Raw genomic sequence first — 26,320 nt, 5'->3', positions numbered from 1 at the left:
GTCAAATGGTCACCAGACCACGCACGCCTTCGGCTTCCATCTGCTCGCCGCGGCCTTGTTGAATGATCTCGCCACGGGACATGACGATGTACTGATCGGCCAGCTCGGCGGCGAAGTCGTAGAACTGCTCGACCAGCAAAATGGCCATGTCGCCACGGGCTGCGAGTTTCTTGATCACCGCGCCGATCTCCTTGATTACCGAGGGCTGAATGCCTTCGGTCGGCTCGTCGAGAATCAGCAGGCGAGGGCGGCTGGCCAGGGCGCGACCGATTGCCAGTTGCTGTTGCTGACCGCCGGACAGGTCGCCGCCACGACGATGCTTCATTTGCAGCAGCACCGGGAACAGCTCGTAGATGAAGGCGGGCACTTCCCTGGCTTCGGAACCAGGGAAACGCGACAGGCCCATCAAGAGGTTTTCTTCCACCGTCAGGCGGCCGAAGATTTCACGTCCCTGGGGCACGTAAGCGATGCCCGAATGCACACGCTGATGGGGCTTAAAACCGGTGATCGGCTTGCCTTCCCACTGCACCACGCCTTCCTTTGCGGGCAGCAGGCCCATCAGCACTTTCAGCAAGGTGGTCTTGCCCACGCCGTTACGGCCCAGCAGGCAGGTGACTTCGCCGATCTTCACATCAAAAGACAGGCCGCGCAGGATGTGGCTGCCGCCGTAGTATTGGTGAAGCTTTTCAACCTGGAGCATAAAGTCCGTTCTCGTCTGTTGTGGCTACCGCGATCCACTGTGGAGCGAATTCATTCGCGATGCGGTGGTTCAGGCGTTGGAGATGTGCTGGATGTACCCCCGCATCGCGAATGAATTCGCTCCCACAGGGGGGATTCGAGATCTGCGTTACCTGCCCAGATAAACCTCAATCACCCGCTCATCCGCCTGCACTGCTTCCAGCGATCCCTCAGCCAGGACACTGCCCTGGTGCAGCACGGTGACGTGGTCGGCGATGGTGCCGACGAAGCCCATGTCGTGCTCGACCACCATCAGCGAATGCTTGCCTGCCAGGCTCTTGAACAGTTCGGCGGTAAATTCGGTTTCGGCGTCGGTCATGCCCGCCACTGGCTCGTCGAGCAGCAGCAGTTGCGGGTCCTGAACCAGCAACATGCCGATCTCCAGAAACTGCTTCTGCCCATGGGACAAAAGCCCCGCAGGCCGCGCCATCGATGAAGTCAGGCGAATGGTCTCCAGCACCTCGTCGATGCGGTCGCGCTGTTCGCCATTGAGCCTGGCACGCAGGCTGGCCCACACCGATTTGTCGGTCTTCTGCGCCAGCTCCAGGTTTTCGAACACGCTTAGCGCTTCGAATATCGTGGGCTTCTGGAACTTGCGACCGATCCCGGCCTGGGCGATCTGCACTTCGCTCATCCTGGTCAAGTCGAGCGTTTCGCCGAACCAGGCGGTGCCGTGGCTGGGGCGGGTCTTGCCGGTGATCACGTCCATCAGCGTGGTCTTGCCCGCGCCGTTGGGGCCGATGATGCAACGCAGCTCGCCCACGCCGATGTACAGGTTCAGGTCGTTCAGCGCCTTGAAGCCGTCGAAGCTGACGCTGATGCTTTCCAGGGTCAGGATCGTGCCGTGCAGCGTGTTCAGGCCTTTGCCCGCGACTTGCCCCAGGCCGATGGCGTCGCGGCTGGTGCCGGCATCGCTGTTCGGGTCCAACACCGGATCGAATGCGGGAGTGGGTGTGCTTTTCATTGTTCGCCCCTTTTCTTCATCAGGCCAATCACGCCTTTGGGCAGGTACAACGTCACCACAATGAACAGCGCGCCAAGGAAGAACAGCCAGTATTCAGGGAAGGCCACGGTGAACCAGCTCTTCATGCCGTTGACCAGACCGGCCCCCAACAGCGGGCCGATCAGCGTGCCGCGACCGCCCAGGGCGACCCACACGGCGGCTTCGATGGAGTTGGTTGGCGACATTTCGCTGGGGTTGATGATCCCTACCTGCGGCACGTACAGAGCCCCCGCCAAGCCACACAACACAGCGCTCAGCACCCAGACGAACAGCTTGAACCCGCGCGGGTCGTAGCCGCAGAACATCAGGCGGTTTTCAGCATCTCGGACAGCCGTCAGCACCCGGCCGAACTTGCTGCGCGCCAGGCGCCAACCCGCGAACAGGCTGCCGACCAGCAAAGCCACGGTGAGCAGAAACAGCACCGCTCGCGTGCCTTGGGAAGTGATGCTGAAACCCAGAATGCTGCGGAAGTTGGTGAAGCCGTTGTTGCCACCAAAACCGGTTTCGTTGCGAAAGAACAGCAGCATGCCAGCGAAGGTCAGGGCCTGGGTCATGATCGAGAAATACACGCCCTTGATCCGCGAGCGGAAGGCGAAGAAACCGAACACCAGCGCGAGCAGGCCCGGCGCCAACACCACCAGGCACATGGCCCAAAGGAAGTGCTGGGTGCCGACCCAGTACCACGGCAGCTCGGTCCACGACAAAAAGGTCATGAACGCAGGCAGGCTGTCACCCGAGGCTTCGCGCATCAGGTACATGCCCATTGCGTAGCCTCCCAGGGCGAAGAACAGACCATGGCCCAGAGACAACAGGCCCGCGTAACCCCAAACCAGATCCAGCGCCAGGGCGACGATGGCGTAACAGAGAATCTTGCCCACCAGCGTCAGGGTGTAGGCCGACACTTGCAGGCTGTTGCTTTCGGGCAGCAGGGAGAGCAGCGGCAGGGCGATCAGCAGGGCGAGGATGACGGCGCCCAGCGAGATCGTGACTTTGGCGCCAGCGCGTTGCGCGGCAGTAACCATCAATGGCTGATTCATCAGTCGATCACCCGTCCTTTGAGCGCGAACAGACCTTGCGGACGTTTCTGGATAAACAGAATGATCAGCGCCAGGATCAGGATCTTGCCCAGCACTGCGCCGATTTGCGGTTCGAGAATCTTGTTGGCGATGCCCAGCCCGAAGGCCGCCATCACGCTACCGGCCAGTTGACCGACGCCGCCGAGCACCACCACCAGGAATGAGTCGATGATGTAGCTCTGGCCCAGGTCAGGGCCGACGTTGCCGATCTGGCTCAACGCCACGCCACCCAGACCTGCGATGCCGGAGCCGAGCCCGAAGGCCATCATGTCGATGCGCCCGGTGGGCACGCCGCAGCAGGCGGCCATGTTGCGGTTCTGGGTCACGGCGCGCACGTTCAGGCCCAGGCGGGTCTTGTTCAGCAGCAGCCAGGTCAGCAGCACCACGAACAGCGCGAAGCCAATGATGATGATCCGGTTGTACGGCAGCACCAGGTTCGGCAGCACCTGAATGCCACCGGACAGCCATTCGGGGTTGGCCACTTCGACGTTCTGCGCGCCGAACACCACGCGAATCAACTGGATCAGCATCAGGCTGATGCCCCAGGTGGCGAGCAGGGTTTCCAGCGGGCGCCCGTACAGGTGACGAATCACCGTGCGTTCCAGCGCCATGCCGATGCAGGCCGTGACGAAGAACGCCACCGGCAGCGCCACCAGCGGATAGAACTCGATGGCGCCGGGTGCGTAACGTTGGAACATGATCTGCACGACATAGGTCGCATAGGCGCCGAGCATCAGCATCTCGCCGTGGGCCATGTTGATCACGCCCAGCAGACCAAAGGTGATCGCCAGCCCGAGTGCGGCGAGCAGCAGGATCGAGCCCAAGGAAATACCGCTGAACACCTGGCCGATCACTTCGCCAATCATCAGCTTGCGTTTGACTTGCGCCAGGCTGGTTTCGGCGGCAAGGCGCACGGTGGGGTCGGTTTCAACGTTGGGTTCGAGCAGGTTCTGCAGGCGGGTGCGGGCCAGCGGGTCGCCGGTTTCACCCAGCAAGCGCACCGCGGCGAGACGCACGGTAGGGCTGGTATCGACCAGTTGCAGATTGGCCAGCGCCAGGCTCAGAGCGGAATGCACGGCGTCGTCTTTTTCTGCGGCCACCTGCTGCATCAGCAGTTGAAGTTGGGCAGGGCGGGCGCTTTTTTGCAGGGTCAGCGCAGCGGCCAGACGCAGCTTGGCGTCGGCGGCGAGCAATTGGTGACTGGCCAGCGCCGTTTCCACCAGACCGCGCAGGCGGTTGTTCAGGCTGATGGCTTGGGGTTCGTCGGGATTGGGCGCGTCGGCAGAGGCCAAAGCGTTCGGGTCGACCGGGGTGAAGCTGTCGTCGCTGTTCTGAATGAACGCCCGATTGCTGCTGTCGGCGGCCACACGACCTTCCTGCAGGGCAACCAGCAGTTCAACCCGCGCCGGGTCGGGCTTGGCGGCCCAGGCTTCCAGCAGCTCAGCGCGTTCGGAAGATTCGGCCGCGACAAAGTCGCCGGCATCGCTGGCGTGGGCTGCGAAGGGCAGCAACAGGCTCAGGGCGAGGATGAGGCGGTAGAGAGATCTGGGCATATCGTTTGGCCTTGGTGTCGGCGTACAGCAGAGAAACCGCGTTGAGGCATTTCGCGAATGAATTCGCTCCCACAGAAGATCGCATTCCCCTGTGGGAGCGAATTCATTCGCGAAGGATGTTCAGGCGACGCGTCGGGTCGCTCATGCGCTATACGCAAGAGCGACCTTTAACGCGGCTTAGTTACTCTTCACCGCGTAGTCAGGCTTCTTGTCATTGCCTGGAATGAACGGGCTCCAAGGTTGAGCACGGATTGGCTCCTTGGTTTTCCAGACCACGTTGAACTGACCGTCGGCCTTGATCTCGCCGATCATCACCGGCTTGTGCAGGTGGTGGTTGGTCTTGTCCATGGTCAGGGTGAAGCCCGACGGCGCGGCAAAGGTTTGGCCGGCCATGGCTTCGCGAACTTTATCGACATCGGTGGACTTGGCCTTCTCGACCGCCTGCGCCCACATGTGGATACCCACGTAGGTGGCTTCCATCGGGTCGTTGGTCACGGCCTTGTCGGCGTTCGGCAGGTTGTGCGCCTTGGCGTAGGCTTTCCAGTCGGCAACGAACTTGGTGTTCACCGGATTCTTGACCGACTCGAAGTAGTTCCAGGCCGCCAGGTTGCCCACCAGCGGTTTGGTGTCCACGCCACGCAGCTCTTCTTCGCCCACGGAGAATGCAACGACCGGAACATCGGTGGCCTTCAGGCCCTGGTTGCCCAGTTCCTTGTAGAACGGCACGTTGGAATCGCCGTTGACGGTGGAGATCACAGCGGTTTTGCCGCCCGCAGAGAACTTCTTGATGTTGGCCACGATGGTCTGGTAATCGCTGTGGCCGAACGGGGTGTAGACCTCTTCGATGTCACTGTCCTTCACGCCTTTGGAGTGCAGGAACGAGCGCAGAATCTTGTTGGTGGTGCGTGGGTAGACGTAGTCGGTGCCCAGCAGGAAGAAGCGCTTGGCCGCGCCACCGTCCTCGCTCATCAGGTACTCGACCGCAGGAATCGCCTGCTGGTTAGGGGCAGCGCCGGTGTAGAACACGTTCGGCGACATCTCTTCCCCTTCGTACTGCACCGGGTAGAACAGCAGGCCGTTCAGTTCTTCGAAGACCGGCAACACCGATTTACGTGACACCGACGTCCAGCAGCCGAACACCACCGAGACCTTGTCCTGGGTGATCAACTGGCGAGCTTTTTCAGCGAACAGTGGCCAGTTGGACGCCGGGTCCACCACCACCGCCTCCAGCTTCTTGCCATTGACGCCGCCTTTGGCGTTGATTTCGTCAATGGTCATCAACGCCATGTCCTTGAGCGAAGTCTCGGAGATGGCCATGGTGCCGGACAAAGAATGCAGAATGCCGACCTTGATGGTCTCGGCGGCCTGGACGGTCCAGGTCATACCCATAGCGGCGATCGATGCGGACAAGGTGAACGCTTTTAGCAAACTACGACGCTTCATTGGCTAGCTCCATTCTTTGATTTTTTTGAAATGACTGCAGTTGGCGGTGCAGAGGTTGAGGCTAATCAGGCTTTAGCAAAGGCTGGGCCAACGCCTGAAACGTCGCAAAATCGAATGAATGCGTCGCGCGCAGAGGAGGGGGTGCACCAATGTGGGCTGAAGTCGGAGTGGTGGTGCGCAGGGTGCGCTGATGTGGTGCGAGGAAGTTGTCGGGGTCGACAGGTTTTTACAGCGTGCAGCGGGCTGCACAAATGGGAACGGGGCCTGAGACCGGAAATGAGGAGGAATTCATCACTAAACCACTCAATAAGGTCTCAGGCCCCGCAGGACGCAATCTAAGCTGTTGCCGCCGATTTGGCAAAGCGCGAACGGGCTATCCGATCGAGCAACCATACTGCCATCATCGAAATCCCGACGAGCGGGAAGGCGAAGCCCAGCGCAATCATCACCACGGTCGCGATTTTCCAGCGTGGCAGATCATGGCGAAGCGGCGGAACACCCCAGCCATTTTGCGGGCGGCGCTTCCACCAGATGACGATGCCGCTGACCGAACTGAGCAGCACCATCAGGCAGATGAACAGGATGATCAGCTGATTCAGCCAGCCAAACATCTTGCCTTCATGCAGCATCACGCCCAGCTCCGTGGCCTTGGACACCGCGCTGTAATCGGCATAGCGCACGTCCGCCAGCACCTTGCCGCTGTACTGATCGACATGCAGCGTGGCGTCGTTGTGCGGGTCGTCGGCGAACACCGACACCGTGAACACGCCATCGGCGGTTTTCGGCGCACTGATGCTGTAGCCGGGCTCGATCTTGCGCTCTTTGGCGATGTCGACCACACGCTGCAAGGTGAGGGTCGGCGCAGCCGGCGCGCTGGACATGGCGCCATGATTCATATGCTCGGCGTGATCGCCCGTCGACACCGGCATCGGCGTGTTTTCCATCGCCCACGGCACGGTCTGCACGGCGGCAGTGTTCAGCTCGCTCGCCTGTTTGTCGGACTTGGGCACGTCATTCCACATCGCCGCCGGAAAGGTGTTCCACACATCGGCGTACACCTTGCCCCACAGGCCGGTCCAGGTCATGCCGCTGAGCAGCATGAACAGCAGCGCCACCGAACCCCAGAAACCGGTCACGGCATGCAGGTCACGCCACAGCACGCGACCTTTGGCGCTGATCCGAGGCCACAGCACGCCTGCCGAAGAACGCCCCCGCGGCCACCACAGATACAGCCCTGAAACCACCAATACAATGCCCCAGCCTGCAGCCAACTCCACCAGACGATCACCGACCGTGCCGATCATCAGCTCGCCGTGCAGCTCGCGGGCCATGGCTTGCAGATTGTTTTTGGCGTCCTGAGCGCCGAGGATTTTGCCGCTGTAAGGGTCGATGAACAGGTTCACCTCACGACCCTCCTGCTTGACCACGAACTGCGCGCTGCTTTCAGCGTTCACCGGCGGCAGGTATTTGCTGATCAGCACCTTGGGGTAGGCCTCGAGCACCCGCTGTTGCTGCACATCGGCGGTGAGCAGGTGATGGGCCGGTTTGACTGTCAGCAGGTCGTGGTACATGAATGAATCGAGTTGCGGCTTGAACAGATACACGATCCCGGTCAGCGACAGCAGGATCATGAAGGGCGCAACGAACAGGCCGGCATAGAAATGCCAGCGCCACGCCAGGTTGTAGAACGACACATTAGGTTTGGACATGGTGCAACGCTCCCGTCAGGGAAAAACACGGCGCAGCGCGTCAACGGCCAGTTCGCCGTCAACGGATACGGATCTTTTTAGGGTTCAGACGACGGCAGCGAAGGGCGGAGCGCGACTGCGGGCGTTGAGGAAGACGTTGCGCTGAGCGTGGCCCGGTTGTGGGGCCGCGTTATAGAAGTGCGCAGGTTTCGGCGGGACAGGCGCTGCGACGGCCAGCGTCTGCGTCAGCGCCGGGCAACTGAACAGCAGGGTGCAATAGCCGCACTTGGCCCAGATGACATGATCGACGCCCGCCCCATCGTCCGCTGCAGCGTGATGCCCGCTGTGATCGCCCGCCGACATGCCCCAGGTTTGCGACATGTCCATGTCGGCAGGCATCGACGCCGACATCGGCATGCCTGCGTGATGCTCCATCGGCATCGACTGCGAAATCAGCGGGCCGATGAAGATCATCAGCATGGCGAACAGGCTCAGCCACGCACCCGACGTCTTGCGGGGTGCGGGGGCGGCGCTGCTGCGGATCGCGGACATGCGGCTCATTGGGCTTCAGCTACGACGGTCAGGGCCAGTCAATGAGTGTGCACGGGCGCGGCGTCGGGTGCCTGTTTCTGCACCATGACCTGAACCGTGACGTCTCCGGTTTTCTCGAAGTGCAGGGTCAACGGGAAGGTCTGGCCGTCTGTCAGCTTCGAGCGGTCTTTCAGCTCCAGCAACATGACGTGGTAAGCCATGGGGGCGAAGGTCACCGCGCCGCCAGCCGGAATGTCCACCGTCTGTACCTGCTGCATCTTCATCAGGCCGTCCTGGGTCACGTGCTCGTGCAATTGAGCGGCGCCGGCGATGGGACTGTCGACGCCGGTGAGACGATCGGCGTCGGGGCCCGCATTGCTGATCACGAAATACGCCGCAACCGTCGGCGCATTCGGCGGCAGCTCCATCGACCACGGATGGGCGATTGCGAGATGGCCCTTTGCATACTCATGAGCTTCAACGTAGCAGGCAGGCGACAGCAGCGCTGCCAGCAACAGTAGTTTCTTCAACATCGACAGGAGTCTCCAATCCATTCAGATACGCGGCGTACAGCGTGAACGAACGATCAGACTCGAGGGGAGGCGCGGGGATTGAGGTTGGGCCACAGAATGCGCGGCGGCGCGTGGAACACCAGCACGGCTTCCGGCAGATGAACCTGCTGAACGAACACCAGGAAACCCAGCTGATTGCCGGACGGCACCGCCACCATCGAAAGCGCCCCGGAACAGCACGGGCAGTGCTGCATCAGCACATGATCATTGCGCCTGGGCGCGCCCTGATCGGCAGGCGCGATCGACGTCGCCACCAGCCGCGTGCCACTGCTCGTACAGAAACTGCCCCACACCAGTTGCTCGCCTTGCGTGCGCGGCATGGTTGGAGTCATGGGCATGGCCAACATCGCGAACAGCAACCCGAACAGCGCCACCCAGGCAAAAGCCCGGCGCCGTTTGAGATTGATGAAGGTGCGTTGTTGTTCTTTCATGTCGGCCATTTAGCCTGAATGGCCGTGAGATGTAAAAAGTGTGGGTGCGGCGTTATGTCGCGGTAGGGCTATTGGGCTGGAACCGCAGTCACCTGAATGTCTACCTTCAACCAGGAACGCATGGCACCAAGAATGGCCGCCAGATTGTCCATGCTTGGATTCCCGTGGGCTGAAAGCATTCGATGAAGACTTTTGCTTGGCCTTTCGGTCTCTCGCGCCAGCGCCTCAAATCCTCGCGTGGCATTGACAAGGTCGCGAAGAATCACTCGCGCAATCTCTGGCTCGCCATTGAGGAAAAGAGTCACAGCCTCATCCAGCAAGCCTTGCGCGAACTCAGGATCACGTTGGACTCTCTCGGTGATCGTATGTTTGTAGCTGCGGGTAAGAGCCATCAGGCACCTCGCTCATGTTTTTGCTTTTTTTCGGCTTTGTAATCTGCAATCAGGGTGCGGGCACGCTTGATGTCTGCGGATTGCCCCGATTTTGTGCCGCCACCGAACAGAATGATCAGTCTTTCACCTTCCTGGATCAGATAAATCCGATATCCCGGTCCCCAGTTGATTCGGTACTCGCCCAATCCCTCCAACCATTTAATGTTAGAGGTGTTACCAGACTCCATTCTGACCAAGGCCGTGCTCACTTTCACCGCTGCGGCAGAGGGCAAGGTGGAGAACCACTGATGAAACGGGCGTTTCTGATCTTTGGATAGATATTCTTGAACGGTGATCATTGGGGATGATGGTAACTATTAGGTTACCTTATGGCCATCAGCTTTTAGGAAAGCTGATTTTCCTGCTTATCAGTTGAGCCGGTGCGTTACATATTTATGCGCCCGCCTGATAGGTCTCCAACGCTGCTAAAGCCTCATCTGCAGTAAAAAACTCCCGATCCACCCCCACCAACACCGGCCGTTTCAACACCAGCACCGGTACCCCACGCTCCCGCGCCACTTCCAGCTTCGGCTCGGTCGCGCTGCTGCCGCTGTTCTTGCTGATCAGCACGTCGATGTTGCGGCGCTTGAACAACGCCCGCTCATCTTCAATCTGAAACGGCCCGCGCGCGCCGATGACTTCGCAACGTGGGTTGCCGGGGTAGCTGTCGAGGGCGCGCAGGGTCCAGAACTGGTGTTCGGGGATTTCGTGCAGATGCTCCAGCGGCTCGCGGCCCAGGGTGAACAGGGGGCGCTTGAACGGGGCGAGAACGGTGATCAGTTCGGACCAGTCTGCGACCTCGCGCCAATCGTCGTCGGGGCCTGCCTGCCACGCGGGGCGACGCAGGGCCCAGCAGGGGATGCCGGTGAGTTTTGCGGCCGTGGCGGCGTTCTGGCTGATCTGCGCGGCGTAGGGGTGAGTCGCATCGAGAATCAGATCAATCCCTTCAGCCCGTACGAATTGCGCCAGCCCTTCAGCGCCGCCGTAGCCCCCGACACGCACCTGACAACGCAGATCGCTCGGGACCCGCCCCACACCCGCCAGGCTGTAGATGTGCTCGGGGCCGAGGGTTCGGGCAATGGCCAGGGCTTCGGTCACGCCGCCCAGCAGCAGGATGCGCTTCATGCAAAAGCTCCGGCATGGCCGACGATCCCGCCTTGGCGATCGATGGCGAAGACTTCGATCTGCACCTGCGCAGGCACCACGCTGCGAGCGAAGTCCAGAGCGTGCTGACAGACCGCATCGCCCAGCGCCACGCCGGCTGCCGCCGCCATGGCCAGCGCCTGTTGGCTGGTATTGGCCTCACGCATCATCTGCTGCAGCTCGGCATCGGCGCCGACATCCGCCGCCCATTGCGCCAGTTGCTCAAGATTGATGCTGGAATGGCGGCTGTGCAGGTCCATGTGCCCGGCGGCGAGTTTGCTGATCTTGCCGAAACCGCCGCACAGGCTGAGTTTGCCCACAGGCACCTTGCGCAGATGCTTGAGCACGGCGCCGACGAAGTCGCCCATCTCGATGAGGGCGATGTCCGGCAGGCCGTAGACCCGGCGCATAGTGTCTTCGCTGGCGTTGCCAGTGCAGGCGGCGATGTGTGAGTACCCATTGGTCTTGGCGACGTCGATGCCCTGATGAATCGAGGCGATGTACGCCGCGCAGGAGAATGGCCGGACGATACCGCTGGTGCCGAGAATCGACAGGCCGCCGAGAATGCCCAGGCGCGGGTTCATGGTCTTGAGCGCCAGTTCGCTGCCGTTTTCGACGCAAACAGTGACTTCAAACCCGCCTGCGTAGCTGACTTCTGCGGCCAGCCGCGTCAGGTGTTCGGTCATCATGCGCCGGGGCACCGGGTTAATGGCCGGTTCGCCAACGCCCAACACCAGGCCGGGACGGGTCACCGTTCCAACTCCGGGGCCAGCAACGAATCGCACGCCCAGTTCGGAAATCAGCCGCACCTGCGAGTACAAGAGCGCGCCATGGGTGACGTCCGGATCATCGCCGGCATCCTTGATCGTCCCCGCTTGCGCGCCGCCTTCGAGCAGGCGGCAGAACTCCAGGCGCATCTGCACCTGCTTGCCTTTGGGCAGGGTGATCTCGATGGCGTCGTTCACCTCACCCGCCAGCAGCAAACGCGCCGCCGCCAGCGAGGTGGCCGTGGCGCAGCTGCCCGTGGTCAGGCCGCTGCGAAGGGGCGCGGGTTGCTCGGCGGTTTCCTCGCGCATCAGGGCTTGATCGCCTCGAGCAGGGTGATGGGCAGCGCCTGACGCCAAGTGTCGAATTTGCCCAACGGTTTGGAGTGCGCCAGATGAATGCGCGTCAGCTCGCCGCCATGTTGCTCGCGCCAGTTGACCAGCGTCGCCTCACTTTGCAAGGTGACAGCGTTGGCAATCAGCCTGCCGCCCGAGCGCAACTGCTGCCAGCAACTGTCCAGCACGCCGCTACGGGTGACGCCGCCACCGATGAAAATTGCATCGGGTTGTTCCAGGCCTTCAAGGGCATCGGGCGCACGGCCACGGACCAGTTGCAGGCCGGGCACGCCCAGCGCATCGCGATTGAATTCGATCATTTGCTGACGCTCTTCATTGGCCTCGATCGCCACCGCACGACACGTCGGGTGCGCGCGCATCCACTCAATGCCGATGGAACCGCAGCCCGCGCCGACGTCCCACAACAGCTGGCCAGGCAGCGGCGCCAGACGGGCCAGCGTGATCGCCCGCACGTCGCGTTTGGTCAATTGGCCGTCGTGGCGGAACGCCTCGTCCGGCAGACCGCCGAGGGGCGACAGGCGGAGGGTGTTCGGCTCGGCGCGGCAGTCGATGGCGACCAGATTCAGCGCGGCGATGTCCGGGTCCGACCAGTCAGCCGCAATGCCGTCGACGCGCCGCTCCGATGGGCCGCCCAAGTGTTCGAGTACAGTGATGTGGCTTGGGCCAAACCCACGCTCGCGCAGCAGCGCTGCAATCGCCGCAGGGCTCGCGCCATCGTTGCTCAACACCAGCAAACGCAGGCCGTGATGCAACTGGGCATTCAGCGCGGCCAGGGGGCGGGCGACCACCGACAGCGTTACCACATCCTGCAACGCCCAGCCCAGCCGCGCTGCCGCCAGTGAATAAGAAGAGGGTGCGGGAATCACGCGCATCTGCTCGATGGGCACCTGACGCGACAGGCTCACGCCCACGCCGAACAGCATCGGGTCGCCACTGGCGATCACGCAAACCGGTTCGCCACGCTGTTCAAGGACTGACTGCAGAGAAAACGGGCTCGGCCACTGACGCCGTTCGGCTTGAATGCACGGCGGCAACAGGTCGAGCTGACGCGAGCTGCCGAACACCTGCCGCGCCTGCAACAGCGCGTGGCGCGCATTGCGGCCCAGCCCCTTGTAGCCGTCTTCACCGATTCCCACGACTGTCAGCCACGGCGACATGTATTGCCCTCAGACCCAATGCTTGCGACAGGCCGGTTTGTGTGGCCTGTGGATAAGGTCGGCATGATACCGCGTCAAGCTCCGGATCGCGCTGATGCGGCGAAAACGAAGCAGTGGGTGGGCACGGACGAGCGGGACTGCCTAGGGGGGATGTTCATTTGATGGAGGGAGGGCGTTTACGAAGTTTAGACGCGCCTGCCATTGTCAGGTAAATGAACGCGATATTCGCCACCAGCGGTAAGAGCACTAAAACACCTTGTTGAATGAGATCCCATGACGCAGTGCTCATCACGGCATAAGTATTAATGAGTAGTTCTCGCTGCCATATGGATTCAATACGGTCGCTGATGATCACATACAGCCCAGCGTAAGACCCCAGATAAAGTAGCTATAATGCAGCTGGTTTCAGAAGGTGGGCGATTTGGCTGGTGGTATTGCCTGAGGATTTTCTGGATGCCGGAAAACGCCAAAACGTGAACGCAAGACTTGCAGTGAGTGATACCGCCAGAGTGATCAGCTCGAATGCCCATGGCTGTGTAAATTCTTCGCTATAGGGTGGGGTGTTTTTCAAGGCATTACCGAACGATGTAATGGAGAGAAATAGTTCGGTCAAAAAAGAGAAGGCAATAAAAAATGCAAAGAATATCGTCCAGTAAAAAGCAAATCTTAAAGGTTTCATCAATACACCTGGACCGTGCCATAGGCGACAAGCGTCGGCGATATTCTGAATGCGGCAGACTGGATCAATGCATTTCTCAACAGGGCGTAGTTGGTGTGACTCGGGAGGGTTATGCAGCCCTCGGATACGCCCGAATAGCCAGCAGGGTGGAGTCGGCACTGCCCTCGCTTGACGCTTTCAATGAAGGTCTCGTCGTCAATGTCGGCGTCGTCTTTATAGAGCCCGAACCACAAGTTGCGATCGGACCCGCTCGTGATCGACCTCGCACGTGCTCTTAGCCTTGAATAAAGACCACCTGTCGGTCTATCTACAATGTAGTACCGCCCGGTAGGAAGAGGCCCGCTGTCCGGAGTCGCCATGTGGTCCGGATTGTTTCGTGTCGGACCTTCATGTCCCGAGTAGGCGGGGAAAAAGCCAATACCAGGACAGACCAGCGTTGAAATGCCTTGTCCATTCAATCTGAAGAGACATCTGATCATATTAATTTCCCAGGTTTAAGTGGGCTGGACTGCCAGCGTGGTATTTGCAGGGGGCTGGTCGGTAAATCTCATCACTCTTCCTCGTGTTCTGAACATTGCCGTTGAACAGGCATTCCATGCGCAATGCAGATTGCTCTCGCTTGGAGGATATGAAAATTAGCGTTTAACGATGGGCCTGACAAAGCGGACATACAGACAGAGACTGTCAGATCGGTCTGATTGCTGTAGTTCGATCCGCCATACGTTTTCGACAGTTAACATCGACACACACAGAGTATTCACAGCGATGCATGGACACCCCGTACGCCAGTCCCACAGTCGGATTGCTCACGATCCCATCCGACCAACCGGCTTTTCACCGTCACTGCCAAAGCAGGCATAATACGGCCCTCGCAGATCCCGGCATCTGTCCATCCCGATCCGATCACGTCAGGTGACCCTTTGACCGAGCCGCTGTCCGCTCGCATTCCCGTTGCGCCCATACGCCCCTCGGCTTGTCCGGGGTTGTTGCGTATCGTCCCGGCGCTGGACGGCGGCATCTGCCGGATCAAGCTGGCGGGCGGGGTGATTTCAGCTGAGCAGGCGCTGGGTGTGGCCGATGCCGCCGAGCGCTTCGCCGGGGGCGTGATCGAAGCGACCAATCGCGGCAACCTGCAAATTCGCGGCATTGGCGCCGATCACGACGCCCTGATCGCGACCTTGCTAAGCGCGGGGCTTGGGCCGAAGAACCCGGCCAGCGACGATGTGCGCAACCTGATGATCAGCCCCACTGCAGGCCTCGATCCGCAACAGCTGTTCGACGCTCGCCCGCTGGCCGGGCAGATTCTCCACTCGCTGGAAAGCCACCCGCGATTCCACGAGCTGTCGCCCAAGTTCGCCCTGTCGCTGGACGCGGGCGAGGGCCTGGCGATGCTCGAACACCCCCATGACCTGTGGTTGTCCGCGCTGGAAGTCGATGGCGAAACGCTGTTGGGCTTCGGGCTGGCGGGCTGTCCTGGGAGTGATTCGCCTCTCGCGGCGGTTTCGCTGGAGGGGGGGCATGAGCTGGTGGTGGCTGTTCTGGAGCTGTTCCTCGAACACGCTCGCCCCGAACAAACCCGTATGCGTCACCTGCTGCAGGACGTTTCGGTTGCCCAGTTTCTCGAATGGCTCAACGCGCGCTTGTCGCAGTCTTTGCGCGCCGGTCCAACAATAACCACCTGGCGGCGTGCGCCGAACCCCTCAAATGCCCACATCGGGGTTTATCCGCAACGCCAGCCCGGTGTCACATCGGTCGGCGGCGTCGTGCCTTTGGGGCGCTTGAGTCCGTCCATGTTGCGCAGCGCGGCGACGCTGGCGGTCAAGTTGGGCGATGGCTCGCTGGTGATGACGCCATGGCAGAGCCTGATGCTACGCAATGTGCCTAATCAACAGGCCTCAACGGTTGCCGAGGGTTTGCGAACGGCGGGGTTGTTGTGCGACGCCGATCAGGCCTTGTCGCAGATGATTGCCTGTACCGGTTCCGCCGCCTGTGGCAAAGGCCTGGCCGACACCAAGGCCGACGCGCAGCTGTTGGCGGCGTATCTGCAACAGCGGGGCGTCACCCGGGCGGTTCACCTGTCTGGCTGCAACCGATCCTGCGCCGTGGCGCACGCTGCGCCGGTCACCTTGCTGGCGACCTCCGCCGGCCGTTACGACCTTTATTTTCGCCATGCAGATCAGCCGGGTTTCGGCGAGTTGCGTGGGCGTGACCTCACTATTGAAGCAGCCGGTGCGTTGTTGACCGCCGACTCATGGAGCAGCACCGATGATTGATTACATCCGCGACGGCCAGGAGATTTACCGCAACTCCTTCGCGATCATTCGCGCCGAAGCCCGGCTCGACACCATCCCGGCCGACCTGGAAAAACTTGCCGTGCGGGTGATTCATGCCTGCGGCATGGTCGATGCGGTCGAAGGCCTGCGCTTCTCGCCGGGTGCAGGCACCGCCGGGCGTCAGGCGCTGGCGGCCGGCGCGCCGATTCTGTGTGACGCGCACATGGTCGCCGAGGGCGTGACCCGTGCGCGCCTTCCGGCCAACAACCCGGTGATCTGCACCCTGAAAAACGAAGGCGTGCCGGAACTCGCCCGCGAGTTGGGCAACACCCGTTCCGCTGCCGCGCTGGAGCTGTGGCGCCCGCATCTGGAAGGCGCTGTGGTGGTCATCGGCAACGCGCCGACGGCGTTGTTCTACCTGCTGGAAATGATCGACGCCGGCGCACCGAAACCCGCGCTGATCCTGGGCTTTCCGGTCGGCTTCGTCGGTGCCGCAGAGTCCAAGGACATGCTCGCTGCTGACAGCCGTGGCGTGCCGTACGTGATCATGCAGGGGCGTCGTGGCGGCAGCGCCATGGCCGCCGCTTCGGTCAACGCCCTCGCCACGGAGATCGAATGATGCAGGCTCGCGGTCGTCTGATGGGTCTGGGCGTGGGGCCCGGTGATCCTGAACTGATCACCGTCAAAGCCCTGCGCTTGCTGCGTGAGTCGCCCGTGGTGGCCTACTTCGTGGCCAAGGGCAAGAAGGGCAACGCCTTCGGCATCATCGAGGCCCACCTGCAAGCCGCGCAAACCCTGATGCCGCTGGTGTACCCGGTGACCACCGAGGTGCTGCCCGAACCGATGTCCTACGAGCAGATCATCAGCGATTTCTACGACACCGCCAGCCAGGCTGTCGCCGCGCATCTGGATGCCGGTCGCGATGTCGCGGTCATCTGTGAGGGCGATCCGTTCTTCTACGGCTCTTATATGTACCTGCACGATCGTCTGGCTGAGCGCTACGAGGCACAGGTGATTCCGGGCGTTTGCTCGATGCTCGGCGGCGCTTCTGTGTTGGGCGCACCTCTGGTGTATCGCAATCAGAGCCTGTCGGTGCTGTCCGGCGTGCTCTCGGCGGACGAACTCAAGCGCAAGCTGGTGGACGCCGATGCGGCGGTCATCATGAAGCTGGGCCGCAATCTGCCGAAAGTGCGTCAGGTGCTGGTCGAAACCGGCCTGGCCGAGCGTGCGCTGTACGTCGAGCGCGCGACCATGAGCAATCAGAAAATCGTGCCGCTGGCCGAGGTTGACCCGATGTCGTCGCCGTACTTCTCGCTGATCATCGTTCCTGGCGAAAGGTGGCAAGGCTGATGGGCGCTTCCAGTCAAACAGCCCCTGCCATCGTCATCCTTGGCAAGGGCGCGCTGAACACCGCGCAGCGCATTCAACAGCTGTACCCGGACGCATTGATTCACGGGCTGGCCGAGCGCGTTGAAGGGGCTGACCGCAGCTATCGCGATTTCGGCGCGACCCTGCGCCAGCTGTATCAACAGGACACGCCAATCATCGCCCTGTGCGCGGCGGGCATCGTCATTCGCACCCTCGCGCCGGTATTGCTGGAAAAGGGCGCCGAGCCGCCTGTGTTGGCTGTCGCGGAAGATGGCAGCGCAGTGGTTCCGCTGCTGGGAGGGCTTGGCGGGGTCAACGTCATGGCCCGGGAGATCGCCGCTGGCCTCAACGCTTCGGCCGCCATTACCACGAGCGGCGAGCTGCGTTTCGGCACCTGTCTGCTGAATCCGCCGACTGGCTATGCGCTGGGCGATCTGGAGCTGGGCAAGCGCTTCGTGTCCGATCTGCTGTCGGGCGAAAGCGTACGCATCGAGGGGGCCGCGCCCTGGCTGGCTCAGGCGCAGCTGCCTGAAGATGATCACGCGCAGTTGGCGATCCACGTCGGTTATGCCGCGCGCGAGCCGTCTGCCAACGAGCTGCTGATCTACCCGCGCAACGTGCTGGTGGCGGTGGACGCTGGCGTCGAGCACTTGGCTGACACTGTCAAAGCGACGCTGCACGATTCACGTATCGCGCTGCAGTCGCTGGCGTGTCTGCTGGCCAGCGAACACGACATGGCCAACCCGACGCTGCACGCAGCTGCCGAAGCATTGGGTGTTGCCCTGCGCTTCACGTCGCCTGCTACGCCAAGCGAGATGACGCAGCAGGTCTTGCCGCAATTGCTGCCGCCGATCACCCCCGTCGAAGGCATTGCTATCGCTGTCGCGCCGCAGCCTCTGGACATCGAGCACATCGGTCGCGGGCGTGGGCGTCTGGCGGTCATCGGGCTGGGCCCGGGCGCTGCCGAATTCATGATCCCTGCCGTAAAGACTGAGCTGGCACGCGCCAACGATGTGCTGGGTTACGAGACCTACGTGCGCATGGCCGGGCCCTTTCGGGCGGATCAAGTGCTGCATTGCACCGACAACCGCGAAGAAATGCAGCGCGCCCGTCACGCCTTCGAACTGGCCGCCCGAGGGCGCTCGGTGGTGGTGGTCTCGTCGGGCGATCCGGGTGTCTTCGCCATGGCGGCAGCGGTGCTCGAAGCGCTGCACGAGTCCGATGACCCGCAGTGGCACGCGGTCGATCTGGAGATCCTGCCGGGGGTTTCAGCCTCGTTGGCCACGGCCGCTCAGGCCGGTGCGCCGCTGGGGCATGACTTCTGCGTGATGTCCCTTTCGGACAATCTGAAGCCATGGGAAATCATCGAAAAGCGTCTGGATCTGGCCTGTCAGGCCGACCTGGCGCTGGCCTTCTACAACCCGATTTCCCGTTCGCGGCCTTGGCAGCTGGGGCGGGCGCTGGAGATCGTGCGCCAGCATCGCGGCCCTGAAACACCGGTCACCCTGGGCCGGGACATCGGCCGTCCGGGGCAGACGTTGCGCGTCATCACGCTGGGCGAACTCACGCCGGAGCAGGTGGACATGCGCACCATGGTGTTGGTCGGTTCATCGCTGACCTGCACCTTCCCCCGTGCCGATGGCTCTCAATGGGTGTATACGCCGAGGTGGTACGGCGCCAAGCCTGGGAACTGATTGATGCACGTCTGCGAAAGGGATTTTGGGAAACCTTCTGTATCGACGTAGGAAAGCGCGTCCCGGTCGTGAGAATTCACGCCTGGATGCACTGGAAATCACATCAGGCCCAGCGGAAATCCCCTCCTGTTGGCTGACCGCCACTGTCAGCCTTTTCCCTCTCCCGTGCTTGCCCCCTTGCCCCACGGGCTCCGCGGGGCGGCTGCTCGTCTGTGCCCATCTTTCATGCCTGCCTGAACCCTTGTCGCCCGCATATTCCATGGGCGCTAAGGACCTGTTCAATTGCGTTAGGGTAACGGCGTCCACGACGGACGCTCTTCACTAAAAGGACTTAGCAATGAACAACGAAGCGTTTCTGAATTATCTGGCCAGCGTGCCTTCGCTGGATTCGATTCCTCCTGCGCCGGACTCTTCCGGTGCACGGGTAAAAGCAACTGAACCTGCCAGCGCGGCAGTCGTCGGTCAGGCGGTGATCGGCTTCGTCGAGGGCATGAGCCAGCAGGCCCGTGAGGATGTCCTGGACACGGTCACCTACGCGACGCTGGCCGCCGACAAACGCTATAACGTCGTCACCCAGAACGGCGAGTGGTACAGCACCTTCCGCGCTGTCATGACACGCGCGCTGCACTGGGCATCCCAGGACATCGCGTTCGTCAGCCATTCCAGCCGCGAGCAGGTGGTGACCATGGACAGGATCGGTCTGGACCTCATCGCATCTTCGATCACCGCTGCGGCCACAGGCGGCGCCGCGGGTCCCTTGCTGTTGCAGATCGCGGGAGACGCCGTCGAGGCCCTGAGAAAGCAGGACGAACCGGTGAGCCTGTTCAATCGCCGGACCCGCAAGCCCGGTGGTGCCCGGTTCGTGATCGGCGGATGCAACGAAAGCCGGGATGGCGTCATCGCGCTGGCTGTGGGTGCGGTCGAGGCCAAGACCGACATCTCGGTGGGCAACGTGCTGTTCTTCAACTGGAACTCTGTAGCCGTTGATCTGAACCGAAGCGCCGATGTGTTCGTCTTCCATCAGTCGCTCTATGCGCTGCGTCGTGAGCGCGTGCGTCAGGCGCTGCTGGCCGCGTCCGATGCGGCGTTTCTCGAGTTTCCGATCTAAAGAATCCGGGCCGTGCGAGCGCGGCCCTCTTTAACAGGGAGAGCAGGATGATTCGGAAAATCGACGACATGTATGTGAATGGTGGGGTGTGCACGCTGGTGGCTGGCGCGGTGGACCCGGATTTCAAGAACGATGCGCTCGACTGCGGCCTGTATGTGCAATTGGCCGCGAGCAAGCAATTCGACCGATTCACGCACTTTCACGACTGGCAGGCCGCCTTGATCAAGGCCTTGACCGCCTTCGGCTGGCTGCGCCTGGACTTCACCAGCCAACTGCAACCGGTCAGCGAGCCAAGTGTGGTGGCCGATCTGATGTGTACGGCCCTGGCGAATGCCCTGGACAGTGTGCGGGTCGAGCGGATGGATCAGGAGTTTGCAACGCAGCTGACGGGGCAGTGCGCTGAGGTGGCGGACGCATTGGTCGAAAACAGCGTGCAACTCTCAAGCAGCGATGGCGTGTCTTCGGTCCTTCTGCAGCTTGCATTGCTGCTGCCGTCGCGGCGAATGGTATTGCTGGGTCTGGCATTCGAGACGCTGGAAACCATCGAGCCCAACCCCTTTGCTCAGCGTCTGGACAAGCAATCGCTGATTGGCGATCTCAAGTCGTTTGTCTTTGTCGGCACGCTCGACGATCTGCGCTACGCGCAGTATCGGCGACGCATCAGCGAGGCGCTCGAACACAGGCGTTCGAGGCTGTGTTTTCCGTTCAAGGGAGCCGTCACATGAGCCCGGCGACCGGCGCTATCGTCGGTTCCAGCCTGGTTTCGCTGTACGAGGGCATTGACCGACAGGACCGCGAAGACCTCTTTGACGGGCTTCTGCACGCCGACGCATTCGCGAGCAAGCATTACGATCAGCGGCTGGATTACGCCAACTGGTTTTTCCGTTATCGCAGGCGGCTGGAGAGTCGCGGCTGGGTCTTGAAGAGCCCGATTCTGCACACGCCCCAAGTGGTCTTCCGGGCGTCTGAACTGGACTCAGTGACCTTCGACCTCGTCGCGTCGGCCGGTGCCCGGGCGCTCGCGGACCTGGTGCAGGCTTCGTGGCGCTCCATGAGGGTTTATCGGTTTGCCGATCATTTCTTCGACAAGGGCCAGCGTACGGGCGAACTTGGGCGTCTGCAGATGGTGCCGTGCATGAACGATGTCGACGGCACGTTGTTGATGTTGATTTGCGGGATCCGGCTTACAGGCTCCATCGACATGCGTGACTTCCAGTTCTGGAGCGAAACCCGAAGGGAAATGCTTTTGCGCATCAGTGGCGGCGTCTACCGCCTCGACCGGGCAGTCTACGCACGCTACCGAGAGCAGATCCGCAAGCAGTTGGGCGGCGATGCCGATCGTGCTATCGAAGAATTCCGGATTTGACGGCTAGGGCACCAGGTAGCCCTTGATACCGGTGAAGATGATCTGCGCCGCCAGCGCGCACACGAACAAACCCATCAAGCGGCTGACGATCTGCAGGCCCTGTTCGCCCAGAATGCGCTCGATGCTGTTGGACAGATACAGCACCACGCCAACGGTGAAGCTGGCCAATGCGATGCTGATGATGGCGGTCAGCTTGTCGTCCCAATGGGGCTGGCTGACGCCCATGACCAACAGGGCGCCGATGGTGCCGGGCCCAACGGTGATGGGGATGGTCAGGGGGACGATGGTCACGTCTTGTTGAACGTTATCGGTCTGCACGCCGGATTTGCCTTGGGCCATGCCCAGCGCCGAGATGAACAGCACGCTGCCGGCGCCGATGCGAAAGGCGTCGGCGGTGATGCCGAACACGCTGAAGATTACCCGCCCGAACAGGTACAGCAGCACGCTGGCCACCAGGGTTGCGAAGGCGATCTTCCACGCCAGCTGACGACGTTCCTTGCGCGAGTAACCGCGGCTCAGGCTGATGAAACACGACAGGACGAAGAACGGGCTGTAGAGCACCAGCATCTTCAGATAAACGCTGAACAGCACATGAAGCATGGTTTGAGCTCGTGGCGGCAGACTCGGACGGGGGCAAGTCTATCAGGGGTCGCAGGGGGACGGCGGCTCAGTTTTGCCGATAGCGTTCCTGATCTTCAGGCTCGTCACCCAGCGGATTGCGCGCCCGCTGCTCGACCCAGTACTCGACCAGCTCGCGCAGTTGCGACAGCTCCACCGGTTTGGACATGTGCCCGTCCATGCCGGACTGCCGCGCGCGGTCCTTGTGCTCGGCCAGAATGTGCGCCGTCAGGGCCACGACCGGGGTGCGGGTGCGTTGGTTGCCGACTTCCCAGGCGCGCAGTTGCTGAGTCGCGGAGAAGCCGTCGAGGATCGGCATCTCGCAGTCCATCAGTACCAGATCGTAGCGCTGGGCTTTCATGGCCCGCAGGGCTTCTTCGCCGTTGCTGGCGGTGTCCGGCTGCAGGTTGAGTTTGCCCAGCATGCCGCGAATTACCTTGGTGGAAATGCTGTTGTCTTCGGCCACCAAGATGCGGAAATCGCTGGGCACGTCGACTTCAGTCACAACGGCAGGGGTTGCGAGGTAGGTGGCCTGTCCTTTGTTGCGCTGGTTGAGTTCGTCGGCCAGGGTGGTTTTCAAGGTGTAGCCTGCCACTGGTTTGGCGAGGATGCGCTTGACCCCGGCATTGCGCGCGATGACCTTGCTTGGCGCGCTGCTGATGCCGGTGAGCATGATCAGCAGAATGTCGTGGTTCAGGCTCGGGTCTTCCTTGATCTTGGCGGCCAGCTGCATGCCGGTCATGCCAGGCATGTTCTGGTCCAGCAGCACGATATCGAAGTAGTCACGCAGGTGCGCCTTGGTGCGCAGCAGGGCCAGCGCCTCCTTGCCCGATGGCACGGCACTGACGTTCAGGCCCCACGCGCTGCACTGCTGGACCAGCACCTTGCGGCAGGTGTCGTTGTCGTCCACCACCAACACCCGCGCGCCCTTGAGTGGGCTGTCCAGGTCGGCCGGTGGCTGCTCGAGGCGATCGGCATCCAGTGGCAGGCTCAGCCACAAGGTGCTGCCCTGATTGCTGCCGCTCTGAATGCCGAACTCGCCGCTCATCAGCAGAATCAGTTGCCGCGCGATGACCAGCCCCAGGTGGCCGCCGACCTTGCTCGCGGCGAGGAAATTCTTGCTGTGCAGTTCCGCGTGGAGCAGGGCGTCGCGCTCCTTGGCCGTCAGTGGCGTGCCGCTGTCCTGTACGGCGATGCGCAGGCGCGGTTTGCCGCCACGGGAGTCGAGGGCGACCACCAGCAGAATCTCGCCTTCGTCGGTTTTCTTCAGGGCGTTTTCCAGCAGGCTGAGCAGCGTCTGGCGCAAGCGAGTCGGGTCACCGCTGATCACGCGGGGCACTTGCGGCTGGATGAAGCTGATCAGCTCGACACGCTGCTGCTCGGCCTTGGCCCGGAAGATGTTCAGGCAGTCTTCGATCATCGCGTTGAGGTCGAACTGCACGTCGTCCAGTTCGATCTGCCCAGACTCAAGCTTGGTGATGTCGAGGATCTCGTTGATCAGCGTCAGCAGCTCGTTACCCGCGCTGTGGATGGTTTGCACGTAGTCACGTTGCTTGACCGACAGCGGCGTGCCCAGCAACAGCTCGGTCATGCCCAGCACACCGTTCATGGGGGTGCGGATCTCGTGGCTGATCTTGGCCAGGAACTCGGCCTTGGCGTTGATCTCGGCGGTGCTGGCGGCCAGTTCTCGGCTGATGCTGAAGTTGTCTTCGGTAATGCTGCGGTGGCGTTCGCTCAGGGCGATGCTCATCAGCAGGCCACACACGCAGAACATGCCCATCACCGCGATGATCAAGGTTTGCGCGGCGATGGTGGTCAGCCAGAGCATGGCCGGCAGGATCACCAGATTGCCGAGGTTGAAGGCGATCATCGCGATCACGAATGGCCGCGCCGGCGCATAGCCTTTTTGCAGGTGATAGATCGACACCAGGGTGACGGTCAGCGTGGTCAGGGCCACCAGCAGGAACGTCAGCACGTTCAGCGGAAGGGTTTCGACGAACAGCACCAGCAAGCCGCCAAAGCCGACCACCAGCAATACGCCCATCAACAGGCGGTTGAGGAATTCGACGCCGCGCTGGACGAAAAAACAGTGGGTGTACATCAGCCCGGTTGCGGCGGCGAGCAGCAGCGCGAGGTGGGCGCTCGGGGTCTGGGCCAGGTGCCAGTTCGGCAGCCACGGCGCTTGCAGGTTAAGCAGCAACAGCGCACTGAGGCCCAGGAACGCCTCGCATGCCGCCAGCCACAGGCTGCTCACCGAGCGAGACTGGGCGTAGCGGGTGATGTTCTGCACGATCAGCATGATCAAAGAGCCGAAGAACAGGCCCAGCAGCAATGGGCGACGTTCATCCGCTGCGCTGGAAACGGCCGACTCCAGGGTGATGTTGGGGCGTAATTCCTGCTCGGACTTGAGGCGCAGGTACAGGTCCAGCGGGGTGTCGCTCTGCGGGACAGGCAGCAAAAAATCGATGGAGGGCAGTGGTTGCTGGGCGCGAGGCACCTTATTGCCCGAGCGCGAATGATCGATCAGGCTTTCACCGTTGAGCACGTACATGTCCACGGTGGCCAGGTCCGGGGCGAAGATGCGCACCAGCTGTTCATGATCAGTCGGGGGAAGGCGATAGTGCAGCCAGAGCGCGGAATCACGGCTGGTGGCGCGAACCTGGTCGAGTTCGACCGGGCTGAATTGTGACTCGTAGTGGGGGGAGCGAATGTCGCTGAGTTGCAGATTGGCCTGATCGTCGACGAGGGTCGACCATCCTGCACTGACCTCCGCGAATGTCGGGGGCATACAGAGCAGGGTCATCATGGCGATGATCAAACAAGTGGCAATCCTGAGCCAGCGCACGGCGAAATCCCTTCGTGAATGAAGCCAGTTACCCTGGTGCGGCCCAGAATGATCGGACAGCTGCCTGGTTTCAGGCGACTGTCCGGTCCCGGACTTACTCCAGATGTTCGCCGCGTTCCCGGGCAATGGCGCGGTAGCCAATGTCCTTGCGGTAAAAACAGCCTTCCCAGTCAATCTTTGCCGCCAGTTCGTACGCATGCTTCTGCGCATCACCGACGCTGTCACCCAGTGCCGTCGCACACAGTACGCGACCACCTGCGGTGACCACCTGGCCATCCTTCAGCGCGGTACCGGCGTGGAACACTTTGCCCGGCAGTGCTGCGGCAGCATCCAGACCGTTGATCGCAGCGCCCTTGGCGTAGTCGCCAGGGTAGCCGCCAGCGGCCAGCACGATGCCTAAGCTTGGGCGCGGATCCCATTGGGCTTCCACTTTGTCCAGAGCTTGCGCCAAAGCAGCCTCGACCAGCAAGACCAGGCTCGATTGCAGACGCAGCATCACCGGTTGGGTTTCCGGATCGCCGAAGCGGCAGTTGAATTCGATAACCTTCGGGTTACCGGCCTTGTCGATCATGAGACCAGCATAGAGGAAGCCGGTGTAAACGTTGCCTTCGTCGGCCATGCCTCGGACGGTCGGCCAGATGACCTGATCCATTACGCGCTGATGCACGTCGGCAGTCACGACCGGAGCAGGGGAGTACGCACCCATGCCGCCGGTGTTCGGGCCGCTGTCGCCGTCGCCGACGCGTTTATGGTCCTGGCTGGTGGCCATCGGCAGCACGTTCTTTCCGTCGACCATGACGATGAAGCTGGCTTCTTCGCCGTCCAGGAACTCTTCGATCACCACGCGCGAACCGGCGTCACCGAAGGCGTTGCCGGCAAGCATGTCGCGCACTGCTTCTTCGGCTTCCGCCAAGGTCATCGCGACGATCACGCCTTTACCAGCGGCCAGGCCGTCGGCCTTGATCACGATTGGGGCGCCCACCTTGTTCAGATAAGCCAGTGCTGGCTCGATCTCGGTGAAGTTCTGGTAGTCGGCGGTCGGGATCTTGTGACGCGCCAGGAAATCCTTGGTGAACGCCTTGGAGCCTTCCAGTTGCGCGGCACCCTTGGTCGGACCGAAGCAGTCCAGGCCACGTGCGCGGAACAGGTCAACCACACCGGCAACCAGCGGGACTTCAGGGCCGACGATGGTCAGCGAGACGTTCTTCTCGGCGAAGTCAGCCAGCTGCTCAAGGGCCAACACGTCGATGGCGACGTTTTCGCACTTGGCTTCGATGGCCGTCCCGGCGTTACCCGGCGCGACGAAGACCTTCTGCACGCGAGGGTCCTGCGCGACCTTCCAGGCCAGAGCGTGTTCACGGCCACCGCTGCCGATGATGAGTACGTTCATTTTCAAAAACCTCGATGACGCTAATTCTGGGGGGTGGCATTCGCTAGTGACGGCGAAAACCTGTAGGAGCGCGCTTGCCCGCGATTCAATCA

At 61.8% G+C, this 26,320-nt stretch carries 26 protein-coding genes; 7 read left to right on the top strand and 19 right to left on the bottom strand.

The annotated features are described in order from the left end of the window. Position 1: 1 nt before the first annotated feature. The 16 genes from urtE to AC07V9_RS20895 form a co-directional block, all read right to left on the bottom strand. Positions 2-700 (bottom strand): urea ABC transporter ATP-binding subunit UrtE, encoded by a 699-nt coding sequence (gene urtE, locus AC07V9_RS20970; RefSeq protein ID WP_495017558.1) that lies wholly within the window; start codon positions 698-700, stop codon positions 2-4. Positions 701-847: 147 nt separating this feature from the next. Next, positions 848-1,702, bottom strand: coding sequence for an urea ABC transporter ATP-binding protein UrtD (urtD, locus tag AC07V9_RS20965; protein WP_495017557.1), 855 nt, complete (start codon positions 1,700-1,702; stop codon positions 848-850). After that, entirely contained in the window at positions 1,699-2,778 is a 1,080-nt protein-coding gene (urtC, locus tag AC07V9_RS20960; protein WP_495017556.1) for an urea ABC transporter permease subunit UrtC, read from the bottom strand. Before urtC ends, urtD begins: the two co-directional genes overlap by 4 nt. Further along, positions 2,778-4,370, bottom strand: coding sequence for an urea ABC transporter permease subunit UrtB (urtB, locus tag AC07V9_RS20955; RefSeq protein ID WP_495017555.1), 1,593 nt, complete (start codon positions 4,368-4,370; stop codon positions 2,778-2,780). The genes urtC and urtB overlap by 1 nt, the downstream gene beginning before the upstream one ends. A 177-nt stretch (positions 4,371-4,547) precedes the next feature. Beyond that, on the bottom strand, positions 4,548-5,813 hold the full coding sequence (gene urtA / locus AC07V9_RS20950; protein WP_495017554.1) for an urea ABC transporter substrate-binding protein: 1,266 nt from the start codon (positions 5,811-5,813) through the stop codon (positions 4,548-4,550). 335 nt (positions 5,814-6,148) lie between these two features. Continuing rightward, positions 6,149-7,522, bottom strand: a complete 1,374-nt coding sequence (locus tag AC07V9_RS20945; RefSeq protein ID WP_495017553.1) for a PepSY-associated TM helix domain-containing protein — start codon at positions 7,520-7,522, stop codon at positions 6,149-6,151. Between the two features lie 84 nt (positions 7,523-7,606). Next, positions 7,607-8,053 carry a DUF2946 domain-containing protein gene (locus AC07V9_RS20940; RefSeq protein WP_495017552.1) on the bottom strand — a complete coding sequence of 149 codons (447 nt, stop codon included), beginning with the start codon at positions 8,051-8,053 and terminating at the stop codon, positions 7,607-7,609. Between the two features lie 38 nt (positions 8,054-8,091). Beyond that, positions 8,092-8,565 (bottom strand): copper chaperone PCu(A)C, encoded by a 474-nt coding sequence (locus tag AC07V9_RS20935; RefSeq protein ID WP_495017551.1) that lies wholly within the window; start codon positions 8,563-8,565, stop codon positions 8,092-8,094. Between the two features lie 53 nt (positions 8,566-8,618). Next, positions 8,619-9,035, bottom strand: a complete 417-nt coding sequence (locus tag AC07V9_RS20930) for a DUF2946 domain-containing protein (protein ID WP_495017550.1) — start codon at positions 9,033-9,035, stop codon at positions 8,619-8,621. A 68-nt stretch (positions 9,036-9,103) separates the two neighbouring features. Next, a complete protein-coding gene (locus tag AC07V9_RS20925; RefSeq protein ID WP_495017549.1) occupies positions 9,104-9,427 on the bottom strand; it encodes a helix-turn-helix domain-containing transcriptional regulator in 324 nt (107 codons plus the stop codon). After that, positions 9,427-9,765, bottom strand: coding sequence for a type II toxin-antitoxin system RelE/ParE family toxin (locus AC07V9_RS20920; protein ID WP_495017548.1), 339 nt, complete (start codon positions 9,763-9,765; stop codon positions 9,427-9,429). Before AC07V9_RS20920 ends, AC07V9_RS20925 begins: the two co-directional genes overlap by 1 nt. Before the next feature lie 94 nt (positions 9,766-9,859). Beyond that, entirely contained in the window at positions 9,860-10,591 is a 732-nt protein-coding gene (locus AC07V9_RS20915) for a cobalt-precorrin-6A reductase (RefSeq protein WP_495017547.1), read from the bottom strand. After that, positions 10,588-11,685, bottom strand: a complete 1,098-nt coding sequence (locus tag AC07V9_RS20910; protein ID WP_495017546.1) for a cobalt-precorrin-5B (C(1))-methyltransferase — start codon at positions 11,683-11,685, stop codon at positions 10,588-10,590. The genes AC07V9_RS20915 and AC07V9_RS20910 overlap by 4 nt, the downstream gene beginning before the upstream one ends. Then, positions 11,685-12,887, bottom strand: coding sequence for a precorrin-6y C5,15-methyltransferase (decarboxylating) subunit CbiE (gene cbiE / locus AC07V9_RS20905; protein WP_495017545.1), 1,203 nt, complete (start codon positions 12,885-12,887; stop codon positions 11,685-11,687). Before cbiE ends, AC07V9_RS20910 begins: the two co-directional genes overlap by 1 nt. Positions 12,888-13,275: 388 nt before the next feature. After that, positions 13,276-13,566, bottom strand: a complete 291-nt coding sequence (locus AC07V9_RS20900; protein ID WP_495017544.1) for a hypothetical protein — start codon at positions 13,564-13,566, stop codon at positions 13,276-13,278. After that, entirely contained in the window at positions 13,566-14,045 is a 480-nt protein-coding gene (locus AC07V9_RS20895; protein ID WP_495017543.1) for a DUF2778 domain-containing protein, read from the bottom strand. Before AC07V9_RS20895 ends, AC07V9_RS20900 begins: the two co-directional genes overlap by 1 nt. 441 nt (positions 14,046-14,486) lie before the next feature. On the opposite strand from AC07V9_RS20895, the gene cobG reads away from it, so the two are divergent. The 7 genes from cobG to AC07V9_RS20860 all read left to right on the top strand — a co-directional run bounded on the left by cobG (position 14,487) and on the right by AC07V9_RS20860 (position 21,375). Next, positions 14,487-15,839, top strand: coding sequence for a precorrin-3B synthase (gene cobG / locus AC07V9_RS20890; RefSeq protein WP_495017542.1), 1,353 nt, complete (start codon positions 14,487-14,489; stop codon positions 15,837-15,839). Continuing rightward, positions 15,832-16,458 carry a precorrin-8X methylmutase gene (locus AC07V9_RS20885; protein WP_495017541.1) on the top strand — a complete coding sequence of 209 codons (627 nt, stop codon included), beginning with the start codon at positions 15,832-15,834 and terminating at the stop codon, positions 16,456-16,458. The genes cobG and AC07V9_RS20885 overlap by 8 nt, the downstream gene beginning before the upstream one ends. Further along, entirely contained in the window at positions 16,455-17,189 is a 735-nt protein-coding gene (locus AC07V9_RS20880) for a precorrin-2 C(20)-methyltransferase (protein ID WP_495017540.1), read from the top strand. Before AC07V9_RS20885 ends, AC07V9_RS20880 begins: the two co-directional genes overlap by 4 nt. Continuing rightward, positions 17,189-18,901, top strand: coding sequence for a precorrin-3B C(17)-methyltransferase (gene cobJ, locus AC07V9_RS20875; protein ID WP_495017539.1), 1,713 nt, complete (start codon positions 17,189-17,191; stop codon positions 18,899-18,901). Before AC07V9_RS20880 ends, cobJ begins: the two co-directional genes overlap by 1 nt. A gap of 337 nt (positions 18,902-19,238) precedes the next feature. Next, entirely contained in the window at positions 19,239-20,009 is a 771-nt protein-coding gene (locus AC07V9_RS20870; RefSeq protein WP_495017538.1) for a hypothetical protein, read from the top strand. 47 nt (positions 20,010-20,056) lie between these two features. Then, positions 20,057-20,734: a hypothetical protein gene (locus tag AC07V9_RS20865; protein ID WP_495017537.1), complete on the top strand. Its 678-nt coding sequence runs from the start codon at positions 20,057-20,059 to the stop codon at positions 20,732-20,734. Then, positions 20,731-21,375: a hypothetical protein gene (locus AC07V9_RS20860; protein WP_495017536.1), complete on the top strand. Its 645-nt coding sequence runs from the start codon at positions 20,731-20,733 to the stop codon at positions 21,373-21,375. The genes AC07V9_RS20865 and AC07V9_RS20860 overlap by 4 nt, the downstream gene beginning before the upstream one ends. A gap of 3 nt (positions 21,376-21,378) precedes the next feature. Here AC07V9_RS20860 and AC07V9_RS20855 read toward each other — a convergent pair whose 3' ends face one another. The 3 genes from AC07V9_RS20855 to purD form a co-directional block, all read right to left on the bottom strand. Further along, positions 21,379-21,975 (bottom strand): MarC family protein, encoded by a 597-nt coding sequence (locus AC07V9_RS20855; RefSeq protein ID WP_495017535.1) that lies wholly within the window; start codon positions 21,973-21,975, stop codon positions 21,379-21,381. A gap of 67 nt (positions 21,976-22,042) precedes the next feature. Continuing rightward, positions 22,043-24,838 carry a hybrid sensor histidine kinase/response regulator gene (locus AC07V9_RS20850; protein WP_495017534.1) on the bottom strand — a complete coding sequence of 932 codons (2,796 nt, stop codon included), beginning with the start codon at positions 24,836-24,838 and terminating at the stop codon, positions 22,043-22,045. A gap of 94 nt (positions 24,839-24,932) precedes the next feature. Next, positions 24,933-26,228 carry a phosphoribosylamine--glycine ligase gene (gene purD, locus AC07V9_RS20845; protein WP_495017533.1) on the bottom strand — a complete coding sequence of 432 codons (1,296 nt, stop codon included), beginning with the start codon at positions 26,226-26,228 and terminating at the stop codon, positions 24,933-24,935. Positions 26,229-26,320: the final 92 nt, after the last annotated feature.

The organism is Pseudomonas sp. GW821-FHT02A11, assembly GCF_059421985.1.
The sequence above is the reverse complement of the archived record's forward strand: the minus strand, read 5'-3'. Positions and strand labels throughout refer to the sequence as shown.

Excerpts from the sequence above, each read along its gene's own strand:
- urtE (WP_495017558.1), bottom strand. The coding sequence starts at position 700 with ATGCTCCAGGTTGAAAAGCTTCACCAATACTACGGCGGCAGCCACATC.
- urtD (WP_495017557.1), bottom strand. The coding sequence starts at position 1,702 with ATGAAAAGCACACCCACTCCCGCATTCGATCCGGTGTTGGACCCGAAC.
- urtC (WP_495017556.1), bottom strand. The coding sequence starts at position 2,778 with ATGAATCAGCCATTGATGGTTACTGCCGCGCAACGCGCTGGCGCCAAA.
- urtB (WP_495017555.1), bottom strand. The coding sequence starts at position 4,370 with ATGCCCAGATCTCTCTACCGCCTCATCCTCGCCCTGAGCCTGTTGCTG.
- urtA (WP_495017554.1), bottom strand. The coding sequence starts at position 5,813 with ATGAAGCGTCGTAGTTTGCTAAAAGCGTTCACCTTGTCCGCATCGATC.
- AC07V9_RS20945 (WP_495017553.1), bottom strand. The coding sequence starts at position 7,522 with ATGTCCAAACCTAATGTGTCGTTCTACAACCTGGCGTGGCGCTGGCAT.
- AC07V9_RS20940 (WP_495017552.1), bottom strand. The coding sequence starts at position 8,053 with ATGTCCGCGATCCGCAGCAGCGCCGCCCCCGCACCCCGCAAGACGTCG.
- AC07V9_RS20935 (WP_495017551.1), bottom strand. The coding sequence starts at position 8,565 with ATGTTGAAGAAACTACTGTTGCTGGCAGCGCTGCTGTCGCCTGCCTGC.
- AC07V9_RS20930 (WP_495017550.1), bottom strand. The coding sequence starts at position 9,035 with ATGAAAGAACAACAACGCACCTTCATCAATCTCAAACGGCGCCGGGCT.
- AC07V9_RS20925 (WP_495017549.1), bottom strand. The coding sequence starts at position 9,427 with ATGGCTCTTACCCGCAGCTACAAACATACGATCACCGAGAGAGTCCAA.
- AC07V9_RS20920 (WP_495017548.1), bottom strand. The coding sequence starts at position 9,765 with ATGATCACCGTTCAAGAATATCTATCCAAAGATCAGAAACGCCCGTTT.
- AC07V9_RS20915 (WP_495017547.1), bottom strand. The coding sequence starts at position 10,591 with ATGAAGCGCATCCTGCTGCTGGGCGGCGTGACCGAAGCCCTGGCCATT.
- AC07V9_RS20910 (WP_495017546.1), bottom strand. The coding sequence starts at position 11,685 with ATGCGCGAGGAAACCGCCGAGCAACCCGCGCCCCTTCGCAGCGGCCTG.
- cbiE (WP_495017545.1), bottom strand. The coding sequence starts at position 12,887 with ATGTCGCCGTGGCTGACAGTCGTGGGAATCGGTGAAGACGGCTACAAG.
- AC07V9_RS20900 (WP_495017544.1), bottom strand. The coding sequence starts at position 13,566 with ATGAAACCTTTAAGATTTGCTTTTTACTGGACGATATTCTTTGCATTT.
- AC07V9_RS20895 (WP_495017543.1), bottom strand. The coding sequence starts at position 14,045 with ATGATCAGATGTCTCTTCAGATTGAATGGACAAGGCATTTCAACGCTG.
- AC07V9_RS20885 (WP_495017541.1), top strand. The coding sequence starts at position 15,832 with ATGATTGATTACATCCGCGACGGCCAGGAGATTTACCGCAACTCCTTC.
- AC07V9_RS20880 (WP_495017540.1), top strand. The coding sequence starts at position 16,455 with ATGATGCAGGCTCGCGGTCGTCTGATGGGTCTGGGCGTGGGGCCCGGT.
- cobJ (WP_495017539.1), top strand. The coding sequence starts at position 17,189 with ATGGGCGCTTCCAGTCAAACAGCCCCTGCCATCGTCATCCTTGGCAAG.
- AC07V9_RS20870 (WP_495017538.1), top strand. The coding sequence starts at position 19,239 with ATGAACAACGAAGCGTTTCTGAATTATCTGGCCAGCGTGCCTTCGCTG.
- AC07V9_RS20865 (WP_495017537.1), top strand. The coding sequence starts at position 20,057 with ATGATTCGGAAAATCGACGACATGTATGTGAATGGTGGGGTGTGCACG.
- AC07V9_RS20860 (WP_495017536.1), top strand. The coding sequence starts at position 20,731 with ATGAGCCCGGCGACCGGCGCTATCGTCGGTTCCAGCCTGGTTTCGCTG.
- AC07V9_RS20855 (WP_495017535.1), bottom strand. The coding sequence starts at position 21,975 with ATGCTTCATGTGCTGTTCAGCGTTTATCTGAAGATGCTGGTGCTCTAC.
- purD (WP_495017533.1), bottom strand. The coding sequence starts at position 26,228 with ATGAACGTACTCATCATCGGCAGCGGTGGCCGTGAACACGCTCTGGCC.